General features: G+C 70.5%; 10 protein-coding genes. 4 read left to right on the top strand and 6 right to left on the bottom strand.

Features of this window, described 5'->3' with window-relative positions; genetic code table 11:
* The first annotated feature begins 120 nt into the window (after positions 1–120).
* The 4 genes from ACFYZZ_RS33930 to ACFYZZ_RS33915 all read left to right on the top strand — a co-directional run bounded on the left by ACFYZZ_RS33930 (position 121) and on the right by ACFYZZ_RS33915 (position 4,344).
* Positions 121–948, top strand: a complete 828-nt coding sequence (locus ACFYZZ_RS33930; RefSeq protein ID WP_389184323.1) for a TetR/AcrR family transcriptional regulator — start codon at positions 121–123, stop codon at positions 946–948.
* Between the two features lie 153 nt (positions 949–1,101).
* On the top strand, positions 1,102–1,959 hold the full coding sequence (locus ACFYZZ_RS33925; RefSeq protein ID WP_389184320.1) for a DUF4097 domain-containing protein: 858 nt from the start codon (positions 1,102–1,104) through the stop codon (positions 1,957–1,959).
* A 282-nt stretch (positions 1,960–2,241) separates the two neighbouring features.
* Positions 2,242–3,072 carry a dimethylargininase gene (ddaH, locus tag ACFYZZ_RS33920; protein ID WP_389185021.1) on the top strand — a complete coding sequence of 277 codons (831 nt, stop codon included), beginning with the start codon at positions 2,242–2,244 and terminating at the stop codon, positions 3,070–3,072.
* A gap of 36 nt (positions 3,073–3,108) precedes the next feature.
* Positions 3,109–4,344, top strand: coding sequence for a cytochrome P450 (locus ACFYZZ_RS33915; RefSeq protein ID WP_389184317.1), 1,236 nt, complete (start codon positions 3,109–3,111; stop codon positions 4,342–4,344).
* A 91-nt stretch (positions 4,345–4,435) separates the two neighbouring features.
* Here ACFYZZ_RS33915 and ACFYZZ_RS33910 read toward each other — a convergent pair whose 3' ends face one another.
* The 6 genes from ACFYZZ_RS33910 to ACFYZZ_RS33885 are packed head-to-tail and all read right to left on the bottom strand — an operon-like array spanning position 4,436 to position 14,286.
* The gene (locus tag ACFYZZ_RS33910; RefSeq protein ID WP_389184314.1) at positions 4,436–7,222 is read right to left on the bottom strand and encodes an amino acid adenylation domain-containing protein; all 2,787 of its coding nucleotides are present in this window, start codon (positions 7,220–7,222) and stop codon (positions 4,436–4,438) included.
* Between the two features lie 27 nt (positions 7,223–7,249).
* Positions 7,250–8,074: an SDR family oxidoreductase gene (locus ACFYZZ_RS33905; RefSeq protein ID WP_389184312.1), complete on the bottom strand. Its 825-nt coding sequence runs from the start codon at positions 8,072–8,074 to the stop codon at positions 7,250–7,252.
* A 43-nt stretch (positions 8,075–8,117) separates the two neighbouring features.
* Entirely contained in the window at positions 8,118–8,822 is a 705-nt protein-coding gene (locus ACFYZZ_RS33900) for a thioesterase II family protein (protein ID WP_389184309.1), read from the bottom strand.
* A gap of 7 nt (positions 8,823–8,829) precedes the next feature.
* Positions 8,830–9,072 (bottom strand): MbtH family protein, encoded by a 243-nt coding sequence (locus ACFYZZ_RS33895; RefSeq protein WP_389184306.1) that lies wholly within the window; start codon positions 9,070–9,072, stop codon positions 8,830–8,832.
* A 40-nt stretch (positions 9,073–9,112) separates the two neighbouring features.
* Positions 9,113–10,411: a lysine N(6)-hydroxylase/L-ornithine N(5)-oxygenase family protein gene (locus ACFYZZ_RS33890; protein WP_389184303.1), complete on the bottom strand. Its 1,299-nt coding sequence runs from the start codon at positions 10,409–10,411 to the stop codon at positions 9,113–9,115.
* A 32-nt stretch (positions 10,412–10,443) separates the two neighbouring features.
* Entirely contained in the window at positions 10,444–14,286 is a 3,843-nt protein-coding gene (locus ACFYZZ_RS33885) for an amino acid adenylation domain-containing protein (protein WP_389184300.1), read from the bottom strand.

The raw sequence follows: 14,286 nt of genomic DNA, 5'->3' as shown, positions 1-14,286 counted from the left end.
CCGGCACGGGCAGCAGAATAGGAGCCAGTTGCACGGTGTGCAAGTGGTTCCTAGAACACTGTGCAAGCGGTGGGTTAGGCTTTGGTCATGCCGCGGGAAACGTTGAATCGCGATCAGATCGTGGATGCAGCGATCGAGCTGCTCGACGCGGAGGGCGTCGAGGGGTTGAGCATGCGGCGACTCGGCAAGCGGCTGGGCTCGGCGGCGACGGCCGTCTACTGGCACGTCGGCAGCAAGGAGAACCTCGTCGTCCTCGCCGCCGACCGGGTGTGGGGCGAGATCGAACTGCTCGACCCGGTCGAGAGCGGCTGGCGGGTCGCGGCCCGGGCGCTGGTCCAGGACACGTACGCGATGGTCAAGCGCCATCCGTGGCTGGTGCCCGCCATCAGTACGCACTTCGTCTACGGTCCCGGAATGGCGCGGTTCCAGGACCACTCCTACGCCATCTACGAGGTGGCTGGATTCAAAGGGCGGGACCTCGACTGGGCCGTGAACGCCGCGTTCACGTTCGTGGCCGGAACCGCCCTGCTCGATGCGACCCAGGCGGCCGTGGCGCGGGCCGGCGACAGCGCGGTCGACGTGCTGGCGGAGGCCAACGAGATCGCCTCCCGGTACCCGCGGCTGCGCGCCCGCCTGGAGGAGCGGCTCGGGGCCGATCCGGTCGAACTCCTCAGTGAGAAGTTCGCCTTCGGCGTGGAGGTCATCCTCGACGGCCTGACCGACCGACTCCGCGGCGAGGGCGCGCGCCCGCCGGTGACCCGGGAACGTCCGGCCCGCCCCACGGACGACGGCGCCGCGGCTGCCGGCGACGGCGAGGACACCTCGTCCGGGCAGGACGCCCCGGCCGGGGAGGGTGCCGAGCCCCAGGAGACAGCGGCGTCGCGGGAGGCGGCCGGGAGCCCGAAGAAGCCCGCCCCGGGCAAGGCGGTACGCGGGCTGTTTCGCTGAGCACCGTGAGGGCGCCACTTCGGCGCCACATCGCAGCCGACCTGAAGACACGTCTGCGTCAGCCGGCGCTGCACGGGATGGGTGCGTCAGCCGTCGGGGTCCTCCACCATCGATCGCATCAGCAAGCGCGTCACCGACGGGAGCTGCACAGCCATGCCCACTTTCGACACTCCGAAGCCCATCCTCGCCTCCGTGGAAATGGACGGGGCGGTGGTCCGGTTCCTCGCCGAGGACCGCCCGGACACCGTCGTCGGCGTCCAGCCGGTCGACAGGTCCCGGGATCTCGACGTACGCATCGCCAGGCAGACAAAGGTCTCCTTCGCCGACGGACAGCTGAGGGTCAAGGCGCCCAAGCAGTACCCGGTGTTCAGCCGCGGCGGCAACGTCGAGATCACCATCGCACTGCCGGCCGACTCCCAGATCGAGGCCTCGGTCAACTGGGGAGACCTCGTCGCCGAGGGGCGGCTCGGCGAGTGCCGGGTCAAAGCCGCATCCGGCTCGATCCACATGGACGAGGCGGGCCCGGTGTGGCTGACCGCCAACTCCGGGGACATCACCGTCGGTCGTGCGGTCGGGCACACCGAAGCGGCCACCAGCTCCGGCAATCTGCGCTTCCACTCGATCGACGGCCCCGCGGTGCTGAAGAACACCCACGGTGCCACCACGGTCACCGACGTCACCGGCAGCCTCACCGTCGTAGGCGCCACCGGCGACATCACCGTCGAGCGGGCCCACGCCTCGGTCAGCGCCAAGGCGACCCACGGCCGTCTGCGCATCGGCGAGGTGGCACGCGGCACGGTCGTGCTGGAGTCCAGCACCGGCAGCATCGAGATCGGTGTTCGCGAGGGCACCGGCGCCTACCTCAACGTCAGTTCCACCGACGGCCGCGTCCACAACACGCTTGCCGCGACCGAGGTGCCCGGCGACCCCGAGGACACCGTCGAGGTACGCGCCCGCACCAAGTACGGCCAGATCGACATCCGCCGCGCCCGGTCCACGTACCCGAACTGACGGGACCGAGGGGCCATCGGGGTCGGCCTGAAGAAATTCCGCTTCGGTGCGGTGAGTTCGCCATTTCGTCGCGGTGTCCCGCCGGCGGGACACCGCGGAGCCGGCTCACTTGTGGCCGGCGGGCCGCCCTGCCCATGCTGTTCTCCGGCCCCCGACACGGCAATCCGCATATGCACGCCTTTACCGGTTCCTCCGAATTCCCCTGTGCCGCTGGGAACATCCGCAGTCGAGACGAAGGGATCCGCAGTGCCGAGGCAACCACAGAATCGAGTCCCCACGGACATCCGTACGGCCCGACCACGGCATTATCTGATGTGCCGGCCGACCTACTTCGACGTGACCTACTCGATCAATCCGTGGATGAACCCCGACAAGCCCACGTCGGCCGACCTGGCCCTGTCCCAGTGGAAGCGGCTGCACGACCTGCTGGTGGGCCTCGGCCACACCGTGGACCTGGTCGAACCCGAGCCCGGGCTGCCCGACATGGTGTTCGCGGCCAACGGCGCGACCGTCGTGGACGGCAGGGTGCTGGTCGCCCGGTTCCGGCACGGGCAGCGGGCCGACGAGGCCAGGACGTACCTGGACTGGTTTGCGCGGCACGGCTACCGGGACGTGCGGCAGGCCGACTTCCACGGTGAGGGCGAGGGCGACTTCCTGACCGTGGGCGACACCGTCCTCGCGGGCACCGGCTTCCGCACCGAACCGCGGGCACACGAGGAGGCGGCCGAGTACTTCGGCCGGACCGTTCTCGGCCTGAAGCTGGTCAACCCGCGCTTCTACCATCTGGACACGGCGCTCGCCGTGCTCGACGACGAAGAGATCATGTACTACCCGGGCGCCTTCGCCCCTCAGAGCCGTTCGCTGCTCGAGGAGCGCTTCCCGGACGCGATCCTCGCCACGGAGGCGGACGCGGCCGTCTTCGGCCTCAACGCGGTCTCCGACGGCCGGAACGTGGTTCTCGCGCAGGAGGCTGTACGTCTGGCGGAGCTGCTTCAGGAGCGCGGCTACCGGACCTTCGGTGCCGACATCTCCGAACTGCTCAAGGCCGGCGGCGGAGTGAAGTGCTGCGTCCTGGAGCTGCGTTCCGGACCGTCCACCACGGCATCCGCCTGAACCCCACACCATCCGCGCAGAAGGAGACGACGGTATATGGCTGAGCCCATCGTCAGCCTGATGGACCCTGAATTCACCCATGACCCGATCGGCGCCTACGGCCGTCTCCGGGAGAATTCCCCGCTGGTGCGCATAGGGAATCCCGGTGCTCCGCCGGTCTGGCTGGTCACGCGCTGCGACGACGTGAAAGCGGCGCTGAGCGACCCGCGTTTCGTGACGGACTACAGCAATGTGCCCGGACACCACGGCCTGGGAGTCGTCGACCAGATGCTGGCCGTGTACGACCTGCCCGAGGAATTCCGGGAAGAATTCCGTGGATACGCCAACAACATGATGTTCGTGGACGGCAAGGATCACGCGCGGCTGCGCCGCCTGGTCACCCCTGCGTTCGCCGTGCGCCGCATCAAGGCACTGCGTCCGGGCATGGAGGAGATCTCGGCGCAGCTGCTCGACACCCTGGCCGCGAAGGAAGGAGGCGATCTGCTCGAGGAGTACTCCTCACCCCTGACGGGCACCGTCATCTGCGAACTCATCGGCATCGACAAGGCCGACCAGCCGCACATGCGGAAGCTGATGAACGACTACGCGAACGGCGACGTCGTGTCGAGCGCACAGGGCATGGTCGAGTGCGCCAAGGAGCTGATCGCCCGGCGCCGCATCGAGCCGGCCGAGGACATGATCTCCACGCTGGTCCGCACCCGGGACGAGTCCGGTGACCAGCTCAGCGAGGCCGAGATGATCGCGATGGTGCTGCTGCTGGTGTGGGCGGGACACCACTCCACCTCGCACTTCATCCCCAACGCCGTCCTGACCCTCTTCGACCACCCCGAGCAGCTCGAGCGGCTGCGCGCCGCCCCCGAGTTCCTGCCGCACGCCATCGACGAGCTGATGCGGCTGGCGAACCCCGTGCCGCTCGCCAGCCCCCGCTACGCCACCGAGGACGTGGAGTTCGCCGGCGTGCAGGTCCGCCGGGGCGAGGCCCTGACGGGTTCGTACCTGTCGGCCAACTACGATCCGCGGGTCTTTCCGGATCCGGAACGCTGCGACCTCGGGCGCGAGATGAAGCGCGGCCAGGGCCATGTGAGTTTCGGCGCCGGGCCGCACTACTGCGTCGGGGCGGCGCTGGCCAAGCTGGAGAGCGAGGTCGCCCTGGGCGATCTGCTGCTGAACCGGGACGGCCTCGAACTCGCCGTGAAGCGCGAGGAGCTGGAGTACACCGACTCCACGCTCGGAGTGCATCTGCTCGCCAGGCTTCCGGTGCGCCTGAAGTAGGAGGGCCCGGCAGGGACACGAAGAGGCCCGCCACCGCAACACGGTGGCGGGCCTCTTCGTGTCCCTGCTTCGTGTCCGTGCCGAGACGCGGTCAGGACCGCAGGGCGTCGGCGAGCCCGCGCACCGTGGGGTTCAGGTAGAGCGTGCGTGGATGCAGTGCGGGAAGGCCCCGCTCCCGCATCACCGCAGCCATGCGGACCGCGAGCAGGGAGTTCCCGCCGAGCCGGAAGAAGTCGTCGGAGGGTTGCACCGAGACTCCGAAGAGCTGCCCCCAGACGTCGAGCAGGTCGTCACACAGTTCGTCGCCGGTCCACCGCCGCGCGTCTTCCGGGGCGCTCGCCGCGCCCGCCGTATCCGGTGCCGGCAGGGCCGCCAGGTCCACCTTGCCGTTGGCGGTCGTCGGCAGGGAGGGCAGCGCGGTGATGGTGGCCGGCAGCATGTACTCGGGGAGCATGCGGGCCGCCCGGTCACGCAGCCCCGTCGTGCTGCCCTCGGTCAGGACCACGTAGGCGTCCAGCCGGCCGGTGGCGGCGTCGGCCGGATCCTCCTGGCGCAGTACGACGACGGCCGCGGCCACGCCGGGGCTCTCGGCGAGCACCGAACGGATCTCGTCCAGCTCGATGCGGAATCCACGCAGTTTGATCTGGTTGTCGATCCGGCCGAGGTGCTCCAGCCTGCCGTCGGGCCGCAGCCTGCCGCGGTCACCGGTGCGGTAGAGGCGCCCGCCGGTGAACGGGTCGGGCAGGAACCGCTCGGCGGTCAGCTCCGGCCGCCGGAGATAGCCCAGCGCGACACCGGCCCCGCCGACGTAGATCTCGCCGGCGACGCCCGGGGGCACCGGTGCCCGGTGCTTGTCGAGAACGCAGAGATACCAGCCGGGCAGCGGCCGGCCCACCGACCTGGAGGCCGTGAGGGCCAGTTCCCGTGTGATGGTCTCGGCGGTGACATGCACCGTGGTCTCGGTGATGCCGAACATGTTCACGAGCCGGCAGCGGGACTCCGGGTAGCGGTCGAGCCATGGCAGCAGCGACCGGGTGTCGAGCGGCTCGCCGCCGAAGATCACCAGCCGGACCGCCAGCCCCGCGGCGTGCGCCCGTTCGGCCTCCATCAACTGGGCGAAACCCGACGGGGTCTGGTTGAGCACGGTGACCTGCCGGGCCAGCAGCAGGTCGCGGAACTGCTCCGGCGACCGGGAGACCCAGTACGGCACGACCACGAGATGCCCGCCGGTCAGGAGGCACCCCCAGATCTCCCAGACGGAGAAGTCGAAGGCGACGGAGTGGAAGAACGTCCACACGTCGGCAGGGCTCAGCTCGAAATCCTCGCGGGTGGCATCGAGCAGACCTACGACATTGGTGTGCGGGACGAGCACGCCCTTGGGCCGGCCGGTGGAGCCCGAGGTGTAGATGACATAGGCCGGACCGGCTGCGCCGGTGGTGCTGGGGGGTGGCCCGTCACCGCCGCGCGCGCCGCGTTCCGCGAGGTGGACGGGGGTGACCTGGCGGACCTTCTCGTCGGGAACCGGGAAGTCGGGGAGCGTGGTGACCACCACGCCGAGCCCGGAGTTCGTCACCGTGTAGGCGAGCCGTTCGGCCGGGTAGGCGGGATCCAGTGGCACGTACACCGCGCCCGCCTTGAGCACGGCGAGCAGCACCGCCACCAGTTCCGCCGAGCGCTCCAGGCAGACCCCCACCAGGTCGCCGTCGCGCACGCCCGCCTCGCGCAGACCGTGGGCGAGACGGTCGGCCCACTGGTCGAGACCGCGGTAGGTGACCTGGATGGCCTCGTCCGACAGCGCGACCGCGTCGGGCTGTGCCGCGGCCCGCTCGGCAAAGACCTCGTCGATGCGCCGCGCCGTGCTCTCCAGCTCCCGCGCGGGGCGCCCGAGGGCGAGCACCTGCTCCCGCTCCGGCCCGCGGAGCAGCTTGGCGGCGGCGGCCGGCAGCCACGGTTTCTCGCTGACCTGCCGGTGCACCTCGACGAGATGCCGTACGAACTGGTTGGCGATTACCGGCCGTACGATCCGCGGACGGGAGTGGCAGCGCAGGTCGAGCGCTCCGGCCGGGGTCCGTGTCAGGGTGATCGTGAGGGGGAACGGGGGCGCCAGGAAGGGTATGTACTCGGTCCCTTCCTCGGCCCGGTCCAGGTCGAAGACGATCCCGGCGGTCACGGGGTGCGCCGTCGCGGGCGGGTCGGCGGTGAGGCGGTCCCGGAACCAGGCGGTGACCTCGCCGAGCGTGGTGATGCCGTCCGACTCGGCCCGCACCAGCACGGGTTCCTCGTCCTTGCGGGCGCCGAGGGCGGCCACGACCGGCCGCTCGCGCGGCTCGTAGCGGGCGAGCAGGACGGTGAGCGCGGCCAGCCAGGCGGCCGGTTCATCGGCCCCGCCCCCGGGTGGTCCGATCCGCTCCTCGACCCATTCCTCTCCGAAGTCCGGATCGCCGAGGCCCCACGCGGGCTCCGCCTCCTCGATCCCGGTCCCGCGGACGTCGGCATCGCCCCGCTCCGGCACCGCGGTGCCGTCGCCGAGCACCGCGCGGGCCAGGGCGTTGAGGGAGCGCCGGCCGAACACCGCGCGATGGGCCACGAGGAGCAGGTCGGCCTCGCCACCGGTGTACCCGAGCAGAACCACGCGCAGGCCGAACCGGGCGGCTGCCGGCCGGGCCAGTTCACGCGCGCGGCGGCGGACGGCCTCCGGCTCGTCGCGGGCCGACGGAACGTCCTCGACCCAGAGGCGGGCTCTGCCCTCGAACGCGGCCAGGCGCCGGGCGAGCGGTTCCGGGTCGGCCGGGCGTGCCAGCCGTACCCGCAGCGCGTGGCAGTCACGCGCCTCGTCCCCGCGCACCCGGTCCCGGCGGTGATGTGTCCTGAGCACCATCTCTCCCTGCGATTGGCAAATCCGCGCTCAGCGTGCGGTGAATCCGCCGTCTACGGTGACAACGGACCCCGTGACCTGCCGGGATTCGTCGGAGGCCAGCCAGAGGGCGGCCGCTGCGACGTCCTCCGGTTCCACGAGGGCGTTCATGGGCTGCGACTGGAGGAAGGTCTCCTCGTGCTCGGCGACCGGGACGTCCAAAGACCTCGCGATCTCCGAGAGCATCCGCCCCTCCGCCCCGAAGTCGTCCCGGACCGAGCCGGGGCACAGCGCGTTGACCCGGACCTTCATCGGGGCGTAGTCGAGGGCCGCGGCCTTGCTGAGGCCGACCACACCGTGCTTGGCGGCGACGTACCCGGCGAAGTGCCGGTAGCCGACCAGGCCCGCGGTGGAGGCGACGTTGACGATGCTTCCGGCGCGCTGTTCGGTCATGATCCGACCGACCGCCCGGGTCATCCGCCAGGCGCCGGACAGATCGACGTCGATCATGAGCTGCCACTCGGCCTCGGTGATCTCGTGGGTCGTCCGGCCCGAGGGGGCGGCGATGCCCGCGTTGTTCACCAGCACGTCGATGCGGCCGAGACGTTCGTGCGCCTCGTCGACGACGTGCTCCACGGCGTCGAGGTCGCGGACGTCCGCCTGCCGGGTGAGCACGGTGACGCCGTGCTTGCGGCACAGCTCGGCGGTGTGCGCCAGCTGTCCGGCGGAGCCCAGCGGGTAGGGCACACCGGGGATGTCGTCGGCGATGTCGAGGAGGACGAGGTCGGCGCCCTCCTCGGCGAAGACGGTGGCGCAGGTCCGTCCGACGCCGCGTGCGGCACCGGTGATGACGGCGGTCCTTCCGGCCAGACGCATGGCTCCCCTCCTCGGTAGACGGCGTTCTTTCGGGCCCGGCCGCTCATGTCCGGGTGACCTCGTCCTCGATCAGCCGCAGCAGCCCGGCCGTGTCCTCGGTCAGGTACATGTGACCGCCGTCCACCTCGACGAGCGTGAACGCGCTGCTGGTGGCCTTGCTCCACTCCCCCGTCTGCTCGCCGGTGACAAGTTCGTCGCCACGGGCCCGCAGGGCGGTAATCGGCGCCGGCAGCGGCCGGTCCGTGCTGGGGGTGTAGTTCTCGTGCATCTCCACGTCGGCCCGCAGCACCGGCAGGATCAGCTCGCGCATCTCCTCGTTCTCCAGGGCGTCGTGGCGGTATCCGGCGAACTCCCGGACCCGGGCCAGGAACTGCTCGTCGTCCAGCCCGGTGGCCTGGACGGGGCGCCTGGTCCACGGGCCGGGTGAACCGCTGACGAAGAGGCGGACCAGCTCGATGCCGGGGCGGGCGGCCAGCAGATGGGCGAGTTCGTAGGCCAGGACGGCCCCCAGGCTGTGGCCGAAGAGCGCTACGCGGCCCGCATCGCCGATCTCCTCGACGATCTCGGGCAGCAGCCCGGCGGCGGCCTGTGCGGCGTCGCGGTACGGCTCCTCGACGAGCTTCCATTCGCGGCCCGGCGGCTGCACCGCCACGATCCGCAGCTTCTCGCCGGTCAGGGCTTCCCACGGGTGGAAGAAGGAGGCCCCCGCTCCGGCGAACGGCACGCACACCAGAGGTATGGCTCGCATCGGCTGCTCAGGCTCCCTGGGCGCCGGCGGTCGCGGCATCGGCGGCCATGGCCTCGCGCAGGCTCCTGGGCCGGATGTCGGGCCAGTTCTTCTCGACGTACTCCAGGGCCGACGCGCGGTCGGACTCTCCGAAGACGATGCGCCAGCCGGCCGGCACCTCGGCGAAGGTGGGCCACAGGGAGTGCTGCTCCTCGTCGTTCGCCAGGACGTAGAAGCGGCCGTCGGTGTCGTCGAACGGGTTGGTGCTCATGGTGGCAATCCCTTTCGGGTCGAAGTTGGTCGGGGCTTTGCTACTTGCGGCGATCCAGCAGCGACGCCACGATCTCGCCACTGCGCACGGCGAGGTTCGACAGCAGCGAGGACGTCAGACCGTGCGTGTGTTCCGTGCCGCCCTGCAGATAGATGCCGCAGCGCAGTTCGGGTGCCGTGGCGATCCGGTAGTCACGTTCGACGCGGTAGCGTCCCCGGGCGTCGCGCAGGCACAGCGAGTCGAGTTCGCCGAGGATCGGGGCGGGGTTCATCGGGTCGTAGCCGGTGGCGCAGACCAGGACGTCCACGTCGAGTTCGCGGGTCTCCTCGGTCGCGACCGACATGACGGTGACGCGGGTTTCGTCCGCGGCGCGCTTGACGCCGCAGACCCGGGACAGGTTGAGGAACTCGATCCGGTTGCGGCCCGCCACCTCGTCGCCGTAGACCCGTTCGTGCAGGCCCTTGATGACCTCGTCGTCGACGACCGAGTAGTTGGTGTTCCTGTGGTGCTGCCAGATGACGTCCCTGGAGCGTTCGGAGCCGTAGTAGTAGTCGTCCACGGCGGACGGGTCGAAGACCCGGTTGGCGAACGGGGTGTTGTCCGCGAGCGCGTAGCCGTACGGCGGGAGGATCGCCGTGATGGACGCGTCGGGCAGGGCGTCGTGCAGGTACCTGACGACTTCGGCGGCGCTCTGCCCCGCCCCGACAACCGCCACCCGGTTCAGCTCGCCGGGGTTCCAGGCCGTGAACCGGTCCAGGAACTCCGAGCTGTGCCAGACCCGTTCGTCGCGCTGCACTCCCGCGGGCATGCGGGGCACGAGCCCGGTCGATATCACGATGTTGTGCGCGGTGAGCACCCTGGTGCCGCCCGGGAGCGAGTCCCCGCGCACCTCGACCTCCAGGTGCTCGATCGCTTCGCCGCGCCGGCCCGACGCGGGCAGCCGGATCTGCGTGATCTCCGCGCCGTAGGTGACCTGGTGGGCCAGTTTCGCCTCCGCCCATTCCAGATAGTCGTGGAACTCCTGGCGAGTGGCGAAGAAGTCCTGGTTGTTCACGAACTGGGGCAGCCGGCCCATCGCGTGCAGATACGACACGAAGCTGAACGGCGATGCCGGATTGCGGAAGGTGACGAGGTCTTTCAGGAACGAGATCTGCATCTTCGCACCCGGCAGCAGCATTCCCCGGTGCCACCCGAGTTCCGGTTTCCGCTCGAAGAAGGCGGCGGTCGGCCGGGGCGTGCCGCCTTCCCGGCGTTCCTGAAGGGCGACGGCGAGCGACAGGTTGGCCGGCCCGAAACCTGCTCCGACGACGTCGTACGTCGTGGTGTCACTGCTTTCCATGGAGGTCTCCCCGGAAGTGGTGGGCATCGCGGCTATTTCCCTTCACCGAGTTCGCTGTTGATGACGGCGCAGACCTCGGCCACGGGTTCGGGCATGTTCATCTCGAGGTGGGTGCTCTGCACGTCGTGTTCCGTCACACCGCCCAGAACGTGCTTCTCCCACAGGGGCGCGAAGGACTCCTTCCGTTCGTCGAGGGCGGCCTGGAAGTACAGGGCCCGGCCGGTGAAGACGGGCGACGCGAATCCCTTCATGACCGCCATGTTGTTGGCGAGCACCTTGGTGGCCGCCGTCAGCAGCCGCTCGTGCTCGGCAGGATCCGCGAAACGGCTGATGTACTCCTCCAGGGCGGCACGGGCGTCCATGTGGGCCACGTTGTCCTGCGCCGCGAAGACGCTGCCCGTCGGGGAGTCGAGGAGGGCGAGCAGCGCCACCTCGTGGCCGCGCCGCTCGAGTTCGGCGGCGAGGCTGTGGGCGATGGTGCCGCCGTAGGACCAGCCGAGCAGGTGGAAGGGGCCGTCGGGCTGGAGCGCCAGCATCTGCTCGATGTAGTCGGCGACCATCTCGTCGACGGACGAGGGGAGTTCGCAGGTGCCGTCGTAGCCGCGTGCCTGGATGCCGTAGACGGGCCGGTCCTTGAAGTGGGGCGTGAAGCCGAGGTAGGACCAGCTGAGGCCGCCGCCCGGATGGATGCACCACAGCGGGGGCCGGGTGCCCTCGGTCTGGAACTTCAGCACCACCGCGAAGGGGTCGTCCAGCTCGTCGGGGATGCTGTTGGGGATCAGACGCGCCGCGAGCTGGGCGACCGTGGGGGCGCGGAACACCGACCGGATGGCGAGGTCGATGCCGAACTCCTGCCGGATGCGCCCGATGAGGCCGGCGGCCAGCAGCGAGTGGCCGCCCAGGGCGAAGAAGTCGTCGTCGATGCCGACGCCGGGCAGGCCCAGCACCTCCGCGAACATCTCGCAGAGGATCTCCTCGCGCCGGTTGCGCGGCTGGTTGCCGGTGGCCGTCTCGGTGTACCGGGGCAGCGGCAGGGACCGGCGGTCCAGCTTTCCGCTGGAGGTCAGGGGGATCTCCGCGAGGGGGATCACCGCGGACGGCACCATGTACTCCGGCAGCCGCGCGGCGACGTGCTCACGGAGCCGGGTGGCCAGGGAGTCGGTGTCCGCCCCGTCCTGCTCGTCACCGCTGTCCTGGGTGTCCCGGCGGTCCGTCACCACGTACGCCACCAGGCGCTGGTCTCCGGGCCGGTCCTCGCGGGCCACCACGACCGCCTGCCCGACCGCCGGGTGCGAGGCCAGCACCGACTCGATCTCGCCCAGCTCGATCCGGAAGCCGCGCACCTTGACCTGGAAGTCGGCACGGCCCACGTAGTCGAGCACACCGTCACGCCGCCAGCGCACCAGGTCGCCCGTACGGTACATCCGCGTACCCCCGCCGAACGGATCAGCCACGAACCGCTCCGCCGACAGCCCCGGCCGGTTCAGATACCCACGCGCCAGCCCCGTGCCCGCCAGGTACAGTTCGCCCACCACACCGGGGGCGACCGGACGCAGCGCACCGTCCAGCACATACACCTGGGTGTTCCAGATCGGCGCACCGATCGGCACGCTGGTGGCGCCCTCCTCGGGGCGGTGCTGCCACGCGGTCACCTCGACGGCCGCCTCGGTGGGCCCGTAGAGGTTGTGCAGTTCGGTGTACGGCAGCACGGAGGCGAAACGGTTGGCAAGATCCACGGGCAGCGCCTCCCCGGCGGCTTCCACCCGGCGCAGCCCGGTGCAGCCGCTCGCGGCGGGCTCGGCGACGAACGCGGCCAGCAGGGACGGGACCATGTTGATCTCGGAGACGTCCTGCTCCTGGATCAGCCGCGCGAGGTAGGCGGGATCGCGGTGCCCGTCGGGGCGGGGGATCACGATGGCCGAGCCGACCTGCAGCGGCCAGAACAGCTCCGGGACCGAGACGTCGAATCCCACGGACGTGTTCAGCATCATCCGGTCGCTGTCGAGGAGTCCGTACCGGTCGTGGCCCCAGGCGATGCGGTTCATGATCGAGCGGTGCGAGACGACGACGCCCTTGGGGCCGCCCGTCGATCCGGAGGTGTAGATGACGTAGGCGGCGTGGTCCGGCGTCACCGCCACGTCCGGGTTCGTGGCCGGGCTGCCGGAGGTGTCGGGCAGTTCGGTGAGCGTCACCAGCGGTGCGGCGTCCGCGAGGAGGTGGGCGACCCGGTCCTCGGGCACGTCGGTCTCGATCGGCAGGTATGCGGCCCCGGACTTGACGACGCCATAGATTGCGGTGACCAGGTCGAAGGAGCGAGGCAGTCGGACGGCGACAATCTGCTCGGGGCCGGCGCCCCGCTCGATCAGCCAGTGCGCGAGCCGGTTGGCGCGCTCGTTCAGCTCCCGGTAGCCGAGTGTCTCCCCCTCGAAGACGAGGGCGGGATGGTCGGGGGTGCGCTCGGCCTGTTCCTCGAAGGCCGCGCCGAGGGTCCGCGCCGGCACCTCGTGGGCGGTGGCGTTCCACTCGGTGACCACCCGCTCCCGCTCCCCCGGCTCCAGGACGTCCACCGCGCCCACGCGGATCCGCGGGTCCTGGACGACCTGCCGCAGCAGCCGCTGGAAGCGGCCCACGAGCCGCTCCACCGTCTCCCGGTCGAACAGGTCGGTGGCGTACTCAAGGCTGCCCCAGGCTCCCCGCAGGCCCGGGTTGCCCGCCATGTTGAAGAACAGGTCGAACTTGGCGGACTTGGTCAGGGCCGGCTCGACGGCCACCTCGAGACCGGGCATGCCGAAGTCGGCCTCGGTGACGTTGTGCCAGGCGAACATCACCTGGAACAGCGGCTGGTACGCGGTGGAGCGGTCGGGGTTGAGCAGCTCCACCAGCCGCTCGAACGGCACGTCCTGGTTGTCGTACGCGCTCAGCGCCTTCCCGCGCACCTGCTCGACGAGTTCGGTGAAGGCCGGATCGCCCGACAGGTCCGTGCGCAGCACCCAGGTGTTGACGAAGAACCCGACGAGATCGGCCAGGGCTTCCTCGGTGCGGCCCGCGATCGGCGACCCGATGGTCAGGTCGTCGCCGCCGCCGACCTGGTGGAACAGCACGGCGATCGCGGCCTGCAGCACCATCGACACCGTCGCCCCGTGGGCGGTGGCGATCTTCTCCAGGCCGGCCGTCAGGTCGGCGTCCAGGTCGAACTCCACGACGTCGCCACGGTGGCTGGCCATGGGGGGCCGCTGCCGGTCGAGGGGAAGACGCAAGGGCTGCGGGACGCCCGCGAGTTCCTTCTGCCAGTACCTGACCTGACCGGACAGCAGGCTCTCCGGATCGGACTCGTCGCCGAGGAGTTCGCGCTGCCACAGCGTGTAGTCGCTGTACTGGATCTCCAGCGGGGTCCACTCGGGTGCTCTGCCCTCCCGGCGCGCGGTGTAGGCGGCCACCAGGTCCCGCGCCATCGGCGCGGTGGACTCGCCGTCGCAGGCGAAGTGATGGGCGACCAGCACGAACACGTGCTCCTCAGGGGCGATCCGCAGGATCCGCGCCTGCACGGGTATCTCGTCGGCCAGCCGGAACCGGTAGGTGACCGCCTCGGTGATCGCGGCGCCCTGCTCCTCGGCGGTCACCTCGATGAGCGGGACGTCGAGCGTGACCTGCTCCATCGGGATGATCCGCTGGTAGGGCACGCCGTCCTCGTCCTCGGCGACCATCGTGTGCAGCGGCTGATGCCGGCCCACCAGGTCCCTGACCGCTGCCCTCAGGGCCACCACGTCCAGGACGCCCTTCATGCGCAGGACGGCCAGCATGTTGTACGTGGCGGACGGGCCTTCGAGCTGGTGGATGAACCACAGCCGGCGCTGGGCGAACGACAACGGGATCAT

It is taken from the genome of Streptomyces sp. NPDC001816 (assembly GCF_042892235.1).
In the GTDB taxonomy this organism is placed as follows: domain Bacteria; phylum Actinomycetota; class Actinomycetes; order Streptomycetales; family Streptomycetaceae; genus Streptomyces.
Note: the sequence above shows the minus strand (reverse complement) of the source record. Positions and strands in the feature narration are given on the sequence as shown.